This window comes from Bacillus sp. MYb209, assembly GCF_002975175.1.
Lineage (GTDB): Bacteria > Bacillota > Bacilli > Bacillales > Bacillaceae_G > Bacillus_A.
The window spans coordinates 449,327-463,081 of sequence record NZ_PCNZ01000001.1; the positions used below are offsets into that span (position 1 = coordinate 449,327).

Sequence of the window (13,755 nt, forward strand, 5' to 3'; positions counted from 1 at the left end):
TTCTTACTTATCTTTTTTGCCATTGTGACGTTCGGTTACGAAGTGCTTTCGTTCCCCATTCATATACAACTCTCACTACAATATTTGTAACAACAATAAGTACACTCATTGCAGCCGCTGGTGCTACATTTCCTGCATCATCCATATTTACAATTGATACAGCAGCTAGTTTAAAATCAGCCGCATATAAGAACACTACTGCCGATACAGTTACCATTGAATTCACGAAATAGTACATAACCATTTCTAAAATAGCTGGTAAACACATCGGTACTGTTACTCGAAAGAAAGTTTTATAAAACGGTACGCTCATCGACTGTGAAACAAGTTCAAACTCTCGGTCCAGTTTCATTAAAGCAGTCGTTGCGGTAACAAACGTTACAGAGTAAAAATGAATGATATTTACTAATACTAAAACAGCAATTGTGCCATATAAGGAATGAAACGGATTTGTTATTGAAAGTCCTAGAATTTGAATTGTTGGTTGACTGAAGAAAAAGACATATCCTAATCCAAGTACTAATCCAGGAATCGCTAACGGTACAATAGAGAAAAAGTAGCCTACTTTTCTGAAAAACTGTAGCTGTTCTATTTTTTCAATCGCATAAGCGAACACAAATGTTAAAATCGCCCCGATAACTGCCGTAATAGCTGAGACAATTACACTATTTTTAAATGCTTCAATTCCGTCTCCTGTCAAACTTGAAAAATTAAAATGCTCAAGTGTAAAACTCATATTATATGGCCATACTTTCACACTTGCAGCAATACCAACTGCCACAAATAAAACAATGATCATAAACGTGACTACGCTACAATATACGAATGAAATAACATCTCTTTTCTTATTATTTATTATTCTGTAAGGTACTGCTTTTGAAGATAAGAGATTCGCCTGTTTTCTTTGCGTAATACGATCAACTGCAAATGCGAAAATAGCTGGGATTAATAAAATCATTCCGACAGTTGCGCCCATGGACATATTTTGCTGTCCAATTACTTGCTTATATACGTCAGTAGCAAGTACGTTATATTGTCCTCCAACAATTTTAGGTGCCCCAAAATCAGTGAAACTAAGTGTAAATACAACGAACATCGCACTAATTAATCCGTATTTCACACTAGGTAAAGTAACCGTAAGAAACTGTTTCACTTTACTTGCACCTAACATATTAGAAGCTTCATATAAACGATAATCAGAACCTTGGAAAGCAATTAATAAAATAAGGAATGCTTGCGGAAATGTATACATAACTTCAGCCATTACAATTCCTACTGGTCCGTATAACGGTATTTGTATTCCTTCAAATAAACCCAACATCCCTTTTGTTATTAACCCTTGATTACCAAATAAATATGTAAGCGCAATACCGTGCATCATCGTTGGTGCGAATAATGGTAATAATGCTATGTATTGAAATACGCGCTTTCCAAAAACATTTGTACGAGCGATCGCATATGCGTAAGCGAAAGCGAGTGTAACCGAAATAATTGTTGTAGCGCCCGAAATCCATATCGTATTTTGTAGTGATTGAACTAGCGTTGATGTTGTGAAATATTTACTGAAATTCGCAACACCAACAAAAGCTCCATCTTTATCATAAAAGGCTTGTGTAAACAGTTGTAATAAAGGCAATACAAGCATGATAAAAAATGAAAGAAGCATACCAATAATTAATAGTCTTTGTATCCACTCTTCTTTACCGATACGTCTCTTAATCTTTTTTTTCGTACTCTCTGCCTTAAAGTTTTCTAACATCTCCATCTATACAATGACCTTCTTTCCATATGACAACATATGATTTTCTGAGAAAGAGATTTGAATTGACTTTCCTTTTCTAATAGCAGTTTCCTCTACTTCTGATGCCAATATATCCACTACAATTTTCTCATTATAAAGGTGTGTTTTCTCTTCTATAACCCGCACTTCCGTCCGGTATACAGACCCGCGAAATTCCATGCTTTCTACAACTGTTTTAATACCATTATTTTGTACAACTGTTACATGTTCAGGACGAATTGCATGTTCTTCGTTATTTTTCGAAAAGAAATTAATAGAACCAATAAAATCTGCCACAAACGGATTGGCTGGTCTTTGATAAATCTCCTCTGGTGTTCCAATCTGCATAATTTCCGCATGATTCATTACAACAATTTTATCAGCCATCGTTAATGCCTCTTCTTGATCATGCGTTACCATAATAGTTGTTACTCCCACTTTTTCTTGCAAATCACGCATTTCTCTGCGCAACTTTTCACGCACTTTTGCATCTAAAGCAGATAACGGCTCATCAAGTAACAAAATATCGGGAGACAGAGCGAGCGCACGTGCAAGTGCTACTCGCTGCTGTTGTCCACCAGACATTTGAGCAGGATATTTATCTTTTACATTCAGCAAATCAACAAGTTCTAACGCCAATAGCGCTTTCTCTTTTACTTCTGTTTTTCCATATTTTTTTGTCTTTAAGCCGTATTCAATATTTTCAAGTGCAGTTAAATTCGGAAATAATGCATACGATTGAAAAACCATTCCGAAGTTCCTCTTTCCAGGTGGTAATGCTGTAATATCTTTTCCATTCACAGCAATACTGCCTGTTGTTGCCTCTTCTAGCCCCGCTAAAATTCGGAGCAACGTCGTTTTCCCACAACCACTTGGGCCTAATAAACAAACAAACTCATTTTTTTTCACAGTAAAAGAAATATCTTTTAACACTGTAAATGCATCAAACTGTTTTTGAATGTGTTGAATTGATAAATATTCGTTCATTTTTCTCTCTCCCACTCACTTACTTTTTCGGTTCTGCTTTTTGGCCAAACTCTTTTTCCCATTTTTCTAAAATTTTGTCACGATTTTCTGCTGCCCATTTAAAGTCATTCTTTTTATATAACTTTTCTGTCACATCTTTAGGGAATCCATCTGGAAGTTTATAATCATTTTTAATTGTCGCAAATCCATTTTTCTCGAAGTATAACTTCATTACATCATCTGTAATTGCCCAATCTAAAAATGCTTGCGCTAATTTATCATTTTTTGCATTATCTTTCTTAATAAGTGCGTTCGCTTCTACTTCCCAGCCTAATCCTTCTTTCGGCAGTACAACTTCAACTGGTGCACCTTTTTGTTTCTCTTTCAAAGCACTATAAACCATTGACACACCAACTGGATATTCACCTGCACCTGCTAGTTTCGCTGGTTTTGAACCTGAATGAGTATAAGTTGCCATATTCTCATGAAGTTTCTTCATGTAATCCCAGCCCTTATCTTCTCCCATAATTTGTAGCCATGCAGAAACTGTTAAAAATCCTGTTCCAGAAGAAGCCGGATGCGGCATAACTAGCGTTCCTTTATATTCTGGTTTCGTTAAATCTTCATATGATTCTGGCATCGGTAAATTTTTCTTCTTCAATTCTTCTTTATTTACAGCAATCCCCGTCATAAATGCAGTATTTCCTACCCATTTTTCTGGTTTCTTATCGTCTTTAAATTGCGGAAGGACACGATCTGCTCCTTTTGGAGAGTATCCTTTTAACATATCTTTTTTCTCTAAAGCTAATAGACTAGACGCTGCAGTTCCCCATACAACATCTGCTTGTGTATTTTTTCCTTCAGCTAGCAATTTCGCTGTAATAACTCCTGTTGAATCACGAACAATGTTCAACTTCACGTCTGGGTACTTCTGTTTAAAAGAATCAAGATAAATCGGTACAAGCTCTTCTTCAATCGCTGTGTAAACAGTTAATGATCCAGATAATTTATCATCTTTCACTTTTGCTCCAGCACTTTCTTCTTTCTTTGCACCACACCCCATTAATAACGAAAATACCATTCCAGTTGCTACAGCTTTAAAGATTGTTTTTTTCACTGTTTCTCTCTCCTTTTACAAATCTTATGTACAACTCAAATATAAACAACTAGTGTAAAAGCAGTATTAAATCAACATTAATCTTTTGTTTGTTGTTTGTTTTTGTGTAATACGTTGCTACTTCTATGTTTTTTCGCATTTTTCTGCTAATATAAAACGTGAAATTTACAAATAATTTAAAAAACCTTTATAATCCCACAAAAAAATGAGGCGTTTGTAAAAAACGCCTCATTTTTGTTTACCTTTTTTTGAATTACGATTTGCATACTTCGCACTATTTTCTCCTTCATACTCTAATGCAAGTTCTGCATCTGGTAAGCTTTCTTTCGGAGTTTTATTATTATTAATTGCTGCATTTTGTTTTACTTTTCTTTTTACCAACATACTCACCTGCTCTCACGAAATAACTTTCTATTCTAGTTTGAAACAACTTACAGTAATTATTACTGGGAAGTGTTAACAAGTACATAAGAGCTTATAGATGGAAATACTACATACGAACAAGCCATTACAAAAAGGAGCGATTACTTTGAAAGAAAAAGAAACGATCCAATCGCCAATTTTAGACGAGACGCTCCCGCATCAAATGAATTTCCCATCATTTAAAGGCACAGGAAAACAAATGCAACAACCTTTTATTAATCAATACGATGTTGTAATTGGAGACAGTAAATACGATTCCACTAACAGTCCTCTTAATAATTGGAGTGATGAAATAGATCCTGCCGTTATGGCTGGAGAAGAATGGATCCATCCTACAAATGATATCGGATGGATCTCAGAAGAAAATCAAGAACTACTAAAAAACGAAGTTGATAACAAAAATGATGCTTTTATGCACCCTCAATTTGGAATTAACGATTAAAAAAACCATTCTACCTAACGTAGGTAGAATGGTTTCATACTATCCAATAATAATTCTCTCTTTCGGATATTTATAGCGAGGTGGTTGTTCTCTTCCACCACTAGCTAATATAAATGTTAAAATACCGACGCGTCCGATAAACATAAGTACAATGAGTACAAGTTTACCAACAGTCGTTAACTCTGGAGTAATACCTGTTGATAGTCCAGTCGTCCCGAAAGCAGAACAAACTTCAACTATTAAGCTCATAAAAGGTGCATTCTCCGTAATAGATAAAATAAATAACGCAGATGCACATAATAAAATCCCCATTGTCATAACAACAGAAGCTTTCAACACATCCTCTTCATGCAGTTGGCGTTTAAAAACTCGAACAGTTCTGCCGCCCTTTGCAAATGAATATAAAGACAGTATGCTCACAGCAAATGTTGTTGTACGTATCCCGCCCCCAACTGAACTTGGAGATGCTCCAATGAACATTAATATACTCATAAATAAAAGCGTTGGTTGTGATAATTCACGTATGTCCATTGTAGCGAGCCCACCACTTCGCGTCGTCACAGATTGGAATAATGTATAAAATACTGTTTCATGCCATGACTTTCCTGCTAAAAATTGATTTCGCTCCAATAGGAAAATTACAATTGTTCCAACAACAACAAGTGTAAAAAATGTTGTTGTTGTCAGTTTTGTAAATAAGGAAAAGCGGAATAGTTGATGTTCTTTCTTACTTACATACTGCTTTATTTCCATCAATACAGGGAAACCAATTGCTCCTAAAATAATAAGTAACATGTGGATAATTTGAACCATATAATCTTTTTGATACGGAATAAGCGATTGACCTGTTAAATCGAATCCACCATTCGTTGTTGCACTAACAGCGGCAAAGAAACCATGAAAATACGCTTCTTGCCAAGTCGGGAAATACAATAGAAATCTTGTACCTAACAGTAACGCTCCAATGAGTTCTATTGAAATAATTACAATTAAAATAGAACGCATCAATTCTACAAGACCTGCTAAATTTCCTTGGTTATGGTCTGCCATAATTAATCTTCTTCTTTGCAAACCAATTTTTTTCCCCGTTATCATCCAAACGAACGTACCAAGTGCCATAATTCCTAAGCCGCCTAATTGTAAAATAAGAGCCAAAATAACGATTCCTCCCGTAGTAAACGTATCAGAAATCGTCACAACTGAAAGCCCCGTAACACTTACAGCACTAACAGCTGTAAATAGCGCATCTATAAATGTCCATTTCACACCAGGCTTCGTAACAAATGGTAAACTAAGCAAAATTACCGATACAACTACCGCTAGTAAATAAAATACAACGATAAGTTGCACGGGACGTAACTTTTGTAAAAACTTTTTTATATCTCTCATTCCATCACTTCGCTACCTTTTTTCTATCGATTAAATAAAGAAAAATCATCACTTTCTTCATTTGTAAATAACTGCTGAAATAGTTTCGCAAATACCATTCCGTATACAGTTCCATTTCCCCCATACGGCAGTGCGTAATATAAATTATGTATTTTTTTATCTTCTTTTAAAATAGGAAGACCGTCATGACTGCCACCAAATGCCGCTGCCCAATAGTACTCTGCCTGTATATTTTTATACTGCGGGAACATTTCTTTTACAATGGTAATAAGGAGATTACGCTTATGCAATAATTTCGTATCGCCGATTTTTTGAATTTTCAGCGCCTCATCTAATCCGCCTACAATAATGCGATTTTGATACGTTCGACAATACAAATACGGACGTGCTGTTTCCCAAATTAATGATTGCTCATGCCAGCCTTCAAAATGATCTATCTTATTTGTCACAACGGCATAAGACGTTTCTACTGTTGTATTTTTTTCTTTCTTTCCAAAAATCGCTTCATAACCTGTCGCCATAATAATATTCTTTGCTACGATTTTATTTCCTGTATTCGTGTAACAAATTAAATCATTTTGGATTTGTTTAATATGTAATCCCTCTGTATGTTCATATATAGTCGCGCCCATTTGTTTCGCTTTATGCAAAAGACTATGCGCTAATAAATACGGATTCACTTCTGCATCACCGCTTGTATATAACGCTGCTTGTTTTGCAAATGAATAACGTTTCTTAATATCAGACTCTGTAAAATATTCAACCGGAAATCCATAATGGCGTAACGTATTATATTCTTCTTGTAAAAATGAAATATCCTCATCGCTACTTGCATAATACAAACTATTTCGCGGAATAAAATGGGGATCAATATCGAGAGTTGGCACAACCTTCTCCATTGTTTGCAGCGCTTCATAACAAAGTCTATATGCTCGTACCCCTTTCTCTTCACCAAATGTATGAATAAGAGAGGTCAACGATTTATCATGAACAAATTGTAATAATCCTGTATTTGCAGCTGTGCTACCACATGCAATTGCTCTTTTTTCAATGAGCAAAACACGCATTCCAATTTTAGCTAACGAATACGCTATATGAGCACCTGCTTCTCCACTTCCAATTACTAGCACATCACATATCATATCATTTTCTAACGTTGGATAACAAGGTACAGAAACTCCAGCACTCCAAAACAACTTACCAGTCATAAGCTTCATAATTATACTCCTACAATGTATTTTTCTCCTTCCTATGTTTCGTCATTTCCCATAAAAAAATCCAACTAACATACGCTAGTTGGATTTTTTCTCTTTAATTAGAACGCTCTGCAAGCCAATTCCCAACCGTCGGATATGTTTGCTTTACAGCCGTTCCACCATACACGATAGACATATGTCCTGTCGGCAAACATACATACTCTTTATCTGTGCTAGAAATATGATCAAGTAAAGCTTCTACTTGACATGGCAGAGCAATGTGATCACGTTTCGCAGAAATATTTAAGACATTCGCCTTAATATTTGCAAGGTCTACCTTTTGTCCGCGAATAACGAGTTCACCCTTCACTAATTTATTATTTTGATAAAAATCACGAATCCATTGTCTATAAGATTCACCTGGGAACGGAATACCATCGCCTACCCACTTTTGAACTAATTTCCAACTTTCGACGAAGCGCTCATTTTCTGAACGATCGACTAAAGCAACATATGGACCGACAAAGTTTGTAATTGGTTTTAACATCTTATTTCCGAAATCAATCATTTCTGGCGGAATATTTCCGAATGTATCAACTGCTTTATCTAAATTGAAATATTTCTCATCTAATAAAGGACCGTATAATCCTGTTTCAGAGAAATCAAAAGGACTTGTCATAAAAATCAAGTTTCGAATTGGCATGTCCGGATGAAGCGCTGCATAAATAGATGTTAACGTTCCACCCATGCAATAACCAAGTAAAGAAATCTCATCCGATTTTGCAGTTCTCATTACTTTTTTCACTGCTTTTGCAATATAATCGAACACGAAATCATCAAACTTCAAATGACTATCTTCTAAACCAAATGTGCCCCAATCAAGCATATACACATCAAAACCACGATCTACTAAATATTCCACTAAACTATTTCCTGGAGTTAAATCCATAATATACGGTTTATTAATAAGAGCGTATATTAATAAGATTGGGACTCTCTGTGTTTTTTCTTGTTTTGGAATGTAACGATAAAGCTTCGTTTTATTCTTCGTCCAAATAACCTCTTTCGGTGTTAAACCAACTTGTGGTTCTGGTTCGCGTAATAAAACTTCGCTCGCTCTTTTCACACGGCGATATGCTTTACGATATTCTTCTGGGTACAACTCCAATTGTTTTTCCCATTCCGTTACGAATGTAGTCATTTTTTCTATCTCCTTTTCGGTCGATTTCTTTCTAAAAAAAGAAGTGCATTCCTGCTATGGATATGCACTTTTTTCTTACTTCATTACATGTATAATCCGCCGTTAATGTTTAATTGCTGACCTGTGATATACGCACCGTCACGGCATAGATATACTACACCTTTTGCAATTTCATCAGCTTGACCAAAACGTTTTTTTGGGATTTTCGCAACGATTTTTTGACGCACTTCTTCTGGTACTTCTGCTACCATTTCAGTATCAATAAATCCTGGGCAAATTGCGTTTACAGTTACATTTGTTCTTGCAAGTTCTAACGCTAATGATTTTGTAAATCCTAACATACCTGCTTTTGCTGCTGAGTAGTTTGTTTGTCCAAATCCACCAGCTTGGCCAATAATAGAAGAAATACTAATGATTCTTCCTTCTTCTGCTTCCGATATGTATGGAAGTACCGCGCTTGTTGTATTAAATACACTGCTTAGGTTCACGTCAATTACGCGCTCCCAATCTTCACGATTTAATTTTTTGAATGTACGATCTCTTGTAATACCAGCATTATTAACAAGAATGTCAACGTTACCAAAATGATTCACAGCTTCTTCCACAAGTCTGTTTGCATCTTCTACTTTAGAAACATCCGCTTGAACTGCATAAACATCATGTCCTTCTTTTCCTAATTCATTTACTAGGTTTTCAGCTGCTTCTTTACTGCTGTTATAGTTAATAACTACTTTTGCTCCCTCTTGTGCTAATGCTACTGTAATTGCTTTTCCAATTCCTTTTGCCCCACCTGTTACGATTGCTACTTTGCCATTTAATTGAACCATTTTTTTTCCCCCTTAAATGAATTTGTGAACGATTGTTATGAATCATTTTGGTACTCATACTAATTGAGTCCATATATTAATTATGTTTCGTTGTTTATACATGAAAAGAGATTCTCCCTCTCTCTTTTACACGTTATAAACAAACGCGATTATCATTTTTTATTTTCTGGCTTATTTACAGGCTTTACTTCTTCTTTTACAGGTACTTGTAGTTTAGCTAGTACTGCATTTTGCTTTTCTAGCAATTCTAAAATTTGATCAACTTTCGTTTCTAACGTGCGCATATCTTGTTTTACTTTCGTAACATCACGCTTTAATGTAGGAGCTTGTCCTAATGAATCCACTTTCTCTTCTAGAATTTCCTCGATGTTATCAACTTTATTTTCTAAGTTAATAACAAGCGTAGCTACTCTAGCGATATCCTCTCTCGTCGGCACATTCACCTGCTCTAAATAATTTTTTGTCGTATCATTTAATGCTTTTTGATAAAACAAATTCAAATCTAGAACGCTGCCCATCCAAGCTGAATATTCTTCTGTTTTAATTGTTTCATTGAGCGCTTTCCCCCAAAATGTTTCGGTTTGTTCATAAGCATTTTTCCATGCTTGCAATGGATCGAATTTTTGATCAATCACTTCGCCTACACTCCCTTTTTCGTTTTTGAAACAATTCAACCTATTCACTATTTTCTAATATTCCGAATAAAACTTCAAGTAAATATTTTATTTTTCTTTATTTTCCAACAAATGCATTGACATTAAAAACAGATAGGTGTAAATTGCACTTATAAGCAAAAAATTCCATCTAACTGATTCATGAGGTGATGCACAATCATGCTACATAATGAACCAGAACACCCAGAAAGTTTGGAAAAAAACCAAGCGAAACAACCAAACTCCATGCCAAAAAACTTCTTAGTTCCTTTCTTACTTCTCTGTCTAAAAGACTGGAGTCTTCATGGTTACAAACTTATTCAAATGCTAATGGACATCGGCTTTTCTTCTGTGGACCAAGGTAATGTGTATAGGACACTACGCAAATTAGAAAAAGAAAATCTTATTTCTTCTACTTGGGATACAAGCGAAGGCGGGCCAGCGAAACGAATTTATTCTTTAACAGAATATGGAGAGCAATATTTAACAACATGTGCGACTTCTTTTGAACATTATCAAAATATGTTGCGGACGTTTTTCACGTTATACACCAATGCATTCTTTCCATTTTCTACTTCTCCAGAAAAGGATGAAAAGGATTCTTCATCTTCACCTGGTGGTACAGCAGAGTAATCTGCGTTCACAATATGAAAAAAAACATTTGGAGGTCAAACAATGGAAACTAAGCCATACGAATTAGTCGATGCATTTTGGAAAAACTGGTCTCAATCTCTTTCCCTCTTCTCTTCAGCTGGGAAACAATTAGAGCAACTTACTTTAGAAACGTTAAAACAACAACAAGACGCTTTGCATAAATTAACATCAGGAGTAGATGAACTAGAAAAAGAACTACACCAATTCACTGCTCAGTTCAATAACCAATATACAGACTATGTGAAGCAATTAACTGGAAACTCCTTAAATGATCAAATTAACGAGTGGCAAGGAAAGTGGAATGAGCTTTCTAATCAAATGCACCAACTTACTGTTTCGCCTACGAAAACATCTTTGTCTATTCTTACTCAAACTAGCGGACAATTTGAAGAAACAACAAAACACTTTATCGAACAACAACAGTCGCAACGTGAAGAGGTTCAAAAACAGTTAGAAGTTTTTTTGGGAGAGTTCAAGTCCAAACAACTAGAACTCGCAAAGCAGTTCGAGGAAAACTCAAAAAATCTATTTACTTCCATCAAGTAAGAAAAATGTGGCAACTAACTGCAGCACAAACAAAACTCTTTCTTCCTCCTACTACATCAAGATGGCTTACATTTTTCGATATGGAAAAGAAGGAGGACAAAATGAATCCATTTCAAGAAGCACAAACTGTTCCGGAGCTTCGTTACGATGAGATTCAAGTCGGTGATCAAGCATCACTTACAAAAAAAATTACGGATGAGGACGTTATCAATTTTGCAAAATTGACTGGAGATGTAAATCCTATTCACATTCTAGACTCTTTTGCAAAAACGACAATGTTCAAAGAACGTATTGCCCATGGCATGCTCGTTTCAAGTTTTATTTCTACCATTCTTGGAACGAAACTCCCTGGCAAAAATACGATTTATTTATCACAAAACGTTTCATTCCGTGCTCCTGTCAAAATCGGTGATACACTTCGCGTTGTGGCAGAAGTTATTAAAAAACGGGACGATAAAAAAATCATCACACTGCAAACAAACATATATAATCAATCTGATGATATTGTCGTAGAAGGTACAGCGACAATACTGAAAAAAGAGTAGCAAATTTGCTACTCTTTTTTCTATCCAAGAACTTCTAATCACACCGTTTACTTCCGTGTATGAGTACGTCGTTTACACATAAAATAACGTTACCAGATAGCACTTAGCTAAACTGGATTACTCTTTAAGGATGTGTATCAACATGGTGAAAACAAACAAATTACTAGTTCCGGGTGCAGAGCAAGCACTTGAACAATTCAAATATGAAATCGCACAAGAATTCGGTGTAAGCTTAGGATCTAATACAGCATCTCGTTCTAACGGATCAGTTGGCGGTGAAGTAACGAAACGTCTTGTTGCTTTAGCTCAACAACAATTACGCGGATAACTATATAACCTATGGCTTAGAGGCAGATATTCTCTGCCTCTTTCTTTTTTAACATACATAATAGTGCTTCTTCACATACTAGTAAGAGCAAATCGAAAGGAACGATATGTGAAATGAAACGGATTAACATTAGCATGAGTCCTCCCCGTGTTCTTACTTTATCTTTTATTATGCTATCAACTATCGGTACATGCCTATTGAAATTGCCAATTGCTACAACAACGTCTATTTCATGGCTCGACGCCTTATTTACAACGGTTTCTGCTTGTACGGTTACAGGGCTTGGTGTTGTGGACACTGGTAAAGTATTTACCTTATTTGGCCAATGTGTCATTTTAACACTTATACAAGTTGGCGGGCTTGGCATTATGAGCTTTGCTGTTTTAATCGCAATTATGCTCGGCAGAAAAATCGGCCTTCAAAACCGAATTTTATTACAACAAGCATTAAACCAAACAAATGTCGGCGGAATCATTCGTCTTGCAAAAGCATTATTTTTATTTTCTTTTACTGTAGAATGTATCGCTACTTTATTTCTCTCTTTTGAATGGGTACCAAAATACGGGATTGCAAAAGGTATATATTACAGCTTTTTTCATTCTATCTCAGCCTTTAACAATGCTGGGTTTTCTGTGTGGAGCGATAATTTAATGTCGCACTCCCATAGCATTCTCGTCAATCTCGTTATTTCTTCCCTCATTATTTTAGGTGGGATTGGTTTTACGGTTATCGTAGATATAAAAAGAAAGAAAAACTTTAAAAACCTTACTTTGCACTCAAAGCTTATGCTCTCTTCTACTCTAATCATCAATATTATTGCTACAGCTTTTATTTTTATATTCGAGTTCCATAATTCTCTTTCTATGAGAGGATTTACACCATTTGAAGAAGGCATGGCTGCTTATTTTCAAGCAATCTCGACTCGTACAGCTGGGTTTAATACAGTGGATATTGCCGCTCTATCTAAACCATCACTTTTATTAATGATGCTTCTTATGTTTATTGGTGCTGGCAGTGCTTCAACTGGTGGTGGGATTAAGTTAACGACTTTTTTAATTATGTTTTTCGGCGTATTTAAATTTTTGCAAGAACAAGATGATATTGTCGTGTTTAAAAAATCCATTAAAGATACGCTCATTGTCAAATCATTAACGATTACTATTATTTCAATTTCGTTTATTTTTCTTTCCATTTTAATTTTAAGCATCACTGAGAAAGTTCCTTTATTAATGAGTGCTTTTGAAGTATTTTCAGCATTTGGAACTGTCGGCCTTAGCATGAATTTGACGCCACACTTAACAATCATCGGCAAAACAATTATTATCTTTATGATGTTTTTTGGAAAGATGGGGCCTTTAACATTAGCCTTTTCATTTGCACGTAAAAAACAAAGAAAAATAAAATATCCAAACGAAGATATTTTAACAGGTTGACAACCGTATAAATTATCCATATAATGAGAATACAATAGCATATCTCCAAAGGGGAGTAGCGTCCAAGAACTATTTCTTGGAAACAAAGTCGTCATTACGTAGAACTTAGTTCTTCCGGCTTTGTTGGCATTTTCATTACATATGTCTAGCAAGACCTTTGCCTATCAACGGCAGAGGTCTTTTTTGTTTTCAAATTCCTTCCACCGTTGATACGCAGGAGTATGGGGAAACTAAACAGTGGGGAACTTCTTCACT

Annotated in this window: 15 protein-coding genes and 1 riboswitch; of the genes, 6 read left to right on the forward strand and 9 right to left on the reverse strand. The window is 35.5% G+C overall.

Going from position 1 to position 13,755, the window contains the following annotated elements:
* Positions 1–7 precede the first annotated feature (7 nt).
* The 4 genes from CQZ94_RS02530 to CQZ94_RS31075 form a co-directional block, all read right to left on the reverse strand.
* Positions 8–1,765, reverse strand: a complete 1,758-nt coding sequence (locus CQZ94_RS02530; RefSeq protein ID WP_142395728.1) for a putative 2-aminoethylphosphonate ABC transporter permease subunit — start codon at positions 1,763–1,765, stop codon at positions 8–10.
* Positions 1,766–2,767 (reverse strand): putative 2-aminoethylphosphonate ABC transporter ATP-binding protein, encoded by a 1,002-nt coding sequence (locus CQZ94_RS02535; RefSeq protein ID WP_105584155.1) that lies wholly within the window; start codon positions 2,765–2,767, stop codon positions 1,766–1,768. It abuts the gene before it with no gap.
* A gap of 19 nt (positions 2,768–2,786) precedes the next feature.
* A complete protein-coding gene (locus CQZ94_RS02540; protein ID WP_105584156.1) occupies positions 2,787–3,863 on the reverse strand; it encodes a putative 2-aminoethylphosphonate ABC transporter substrate-binding protein in 1,077 nt (358 codons plus the stop codon).
* A gap of 228 nt (positions 3,864–4,091) precedes the next feature.
* On the reverse strand, positions 4,092–4,247 hold the full coding sequence (locus CQZ94_RS31075) for a hypothetical protein (protein WP_181149425.1): 156 nt from the start codon (positions 4,245–4,247) through the stop codon (positions 4,092–4,094).
* Positions 4,248–4,344: 97 nt separating this feature from the next.
* On the opposite strand from CQZ94_RS31075, the gene CQZ94_RS02555 reads away from it, so the two are divergent.
* Positions 4,345–4,728: a DUF3905 domain-containing protein gene (locus tag CQZ94_RS02555; protein ID WP_002158745.1), complete on the forward strand. Its 384-nt coding sequence runs from the start codon at positions 4,345–4,347 to the stop codon at positions 4,726–4,728.
* Between the two features lie 39 nt (positions 4,729–4,767).
* Here the strand turns inward: CQZ94_RS02555 and CQZ94_RS02560 are convergent, their stop codons facing one another.
* The 5 genes from CQZ94_RS02560 to phaR form a co-directional block, all read right to left on the reverse strand.
* Entirely contained in the window at positions 4,768–6,117 is a 1,350-nt protein-coding gene (locus tag CQZ94_RS02560; RefSeq protein WP_105584158.1) for a TrkH family potassium uptake protein, read from the reverse strand.
* Between the two features lie 23 nt (positions 6,118–6,140).
* Complete coding sequence (locus CQZ94_RS02565; RefSeq protein WP_105584159.1) at positions 6,141–7,334, reverse strand: NAD(P)/FAD-dependent oxidoreductase; 1,194 nt, start codon at positions 7,332–7,334, stop codon at positions 6,141–6,143.
* 94 nt (positions 7,335–7,428) lie between these two features.
* Entirely contained in the window at positions 7,429–8,514 is a 1,086-nt protein-coding gene (gene phaC, locus CQZ94_RS02570; protein ID WP_105584160.1) for a class III poly(R)-hydroxyalkanoic acid synthase subunit PhaC, read from the reverse strand.
* 83 nt (positions 8,515–8,597) lie between these two features.
* A complete protein-coding gene (locus CQZ94_RS02575) occupies positions 8,598–9,341 on the reverse strand; it encodes an acetoacetyl-CoA reductase (protein ID WP_105584161.1) in 744 nt (247 codons plus the stop codon).
* 152 nt (positions 9,342–9,493) lie between these two features.
* The gene (gene phaR / locus CQZ94_RS02580) at positions 9,494–9,976 is read right to left on the reverse strand and encodes a polyhydroxyalkanoic acid synthase subunit PhaR (RefSeq protein WP_000566956.1); all 483 of its coding nucleotides are present in this window, start codon (positions 9,974–9,976) and stop codon (positions 9,494–9,496) included.
* 198 nt (positions 9,977–10,174) lie between these two features.
* Here phaR and phaQ point away from each other — a divergent pair, with 198 nt between their 5' ends.
* The 5 genes from phaQ to CQZ94_RS02605 all read left to right on the forward strand — a co-directional run bounded on the left by phaQ (position 10,175) and on the right by CQZ94_RS02605 (position 13,500).
* Positions 10,175–10,627: a poly-beta-hydroxybutyrate-responsive repressor gene (gene phaQ, locus CQZ94_RS02585; RefSeq protein ID WP_000903018.1), complete on the forward strand. Its 453-nt coding sequence runs from the start codon at positions 10,175–10,177 to the stop codon at positions 10,625–10,627.
* Positions 10,628–10,669: 42 nt separating this feature from the next.
* Entirely contained in the window at positions 10,670–11,194 is a 525-nt protein-coding gene (gene phaP, locus CQZ94_RS02590; RefSeq protein ID WP_105584162.1) for a polyhydroxyalkanoic acid inclusion protein PhaP, read from the forward strand.
* Between the two features lie 101 nt (positions 11,195–11,295).
* Entirely contained in the window at positions 11,296–11,739 is a 444-nt protein-coding gene (locus CQZ94_RS02595; protein WP_001067911.1) for a MaoC family dehydratase, read from the forward strand.
* 142 nt (positions 11,740–11,881) lie between these two features.
* A complete protein-coding gene (locus tag CQZ94_RS02600) occupies positions 11,882–12,067 on the forward strand; it encodes an alpha/beta-type small acid-soluble spore protein (protein ID WP_000241212.1) in 186 nt (61 codons plus the stop codon).
* Between the two features lie 113 nt (positions 12,068–12,180).
* Entirely contained in the window at positions 12,181–13,500 is a 1,320-nt protein-coding gene (locus tag CQZ94_RS02605; protein WP_105584163.1) for a TrkH family potassium uptake protein, read from the forward strand.
* 38 nt (positions 13,501–13,538) lie between these two features.
* Positions 13,539–13,711, forward strand: a riboswitch (yybP-ykoY riboswitch).
* Positions 13,712–13,755 lie beyond the last annotated feature (44 nt).

Bases quoted from the DNA above. Each gene is read 5' to 3' on its own strand.
- CQZ94_RS02600 (WP_000241212.1), top strand. From the start codon at position 11,882: ATGGTGAAAACAAACAAATTACTAGTTCCGGGTGCAGAGCAAGCACTT.
- CQZ94_RS02535 (WP_105584155.1), bottom strand. From the start codon at position 2,767: ATGAACGAATATTTATCAATTCAACACATTCAAAAACAGTTTGATGCA.
- CQZ94_RS02560 (WP_105584158.1), bottom strand. From the start codon at position 6,117: ATGAGAGATATAAAAAAGTTTTTACAAAAGTTACGTCCCGTGCAACTT.
- CQZ94_RS02555 (WP_002158745.1), top strand. From the start codon at position 4,345: ATGGAAATACTACATACGAACAAGCCATTACAAAAAGGAGCGATTACT.
- phaP (WP_105584162.1), top strand. From the start codon at position 10,670: ATGGAAACTAAGCCATACGAATTAGTCGATGCATTTTGGAAAAACTGG.
- CQZ94_RS02575 (WP_105584161.1), bottom strand. From the start codon at position 9,341: ATGGTTCAATTAAATGGCAAAGTAGCAATCGTAACAGGTGGGGCAAAA.
- CQZ94_RS02605 (WP_105584163.1), top strand. From the start codon at position 12,181: ATGAAACGGATTAACATTAGCATGAGTCCTCCCCGTGTTCTTACTTTA.
- CQZ94_RS02565 (WP_105584159.1), bottom strand. From the start codon at position 7,334: ATGAAGCTTATGACTGGTAAGTTGTTTTGGAGTGCTGGAGTTTCTGTA.
- CQZ94_RS02595 (WP_001067911.1), top strand. From the start codon at position 11,296: ATGAATCCATTTCAAGAAGCACAAACTGTTCCGGAGCTTCGTTACGAT.
- CQZ94_RS31075 (WP_181149425.1), bottom strand. From the start codon at position 4,247: ATGTTGGTAAAAAGAAAAGTAAAACAAAATGCAGCAATTAATAATAAT.
- CQZ94_RS02530 (WP_142395728.1), bottom strand. From the start codon at position 1,765: ATGGAGATGTTAGAAAACTTTAAGGCAGAGAGTACGAAAAAAAAGATT.
- phaC (WP_105584160.1), bottom strand. From the start codon at position 8,514: ATGACTACATTCGTAACGGAATGGGAAAAACAATTGGAGTTGTACCCA.
- phaQ (WP_000903018.1), top strand. From the start codon at position 10,175: ATGCTACATAATGAACCAGAACACCCAGAAAGTTTGGAAAAAAACCAA.